Below are 302 nucleotides of genomic sequence, written 5' to 3'. Positions count from 1 at the left end.
GAACACGATCGTGCCGAACAGCACGTAGTGGAAGTGGGCCACCACGAAGTAGGTGTCCGAGACGTGGAAGTCCAGCGGTGGGGAGGCCAGCAGCACCCCGGTCATCCCGCCGAACAGGAAGGTCACGGCGAAGCCGATCGAGAACAGCATCGGCGTTTCGAAGGTCAGCTTGCCGCGCCACATGGTGCCGATCCAGTTGACGAACTTGATGCCGGTCGGGATCGCGATCAGGAAACTGGTCAGGGAGAAGAAGGCCAGCAGCACCGCGCCGGTGGCGAACATGTGGTGCGCCCACACCGCGG

The 302-nt window shown here is 63.6% G+C and carries 1 protein-coding gene; it reads right to left on the bottom strand.

Features of this window, described 5'->3' with window-relative positions; translation table 11 throughout:
• Positions 1 to 302, bottom strand: a 302-nt coding sequence (locus ACFQE5_RS22535) for a cbb3-type cytochrome c oxidase subunit I (RefSeq protein ID WP_379587885.1), incomplete at both ends; no start/stop codon positions are given.

Origin of the sequence: Pseudonocardia hispaniensis (genome assembly GCF_042658695.1) — a bacterium.
In the GTDB taxonomy this organism is placed as follows: Bacteria; Actinomycetota; Actinomycetes; order Mycobacteriales; family Pseudonocardiaceae; genus Pseudonocardia; species Pseudonocardia hispaniensis.
This window is presented reverse-complemented; position numbering and strand designations above follow the sequence as displayed.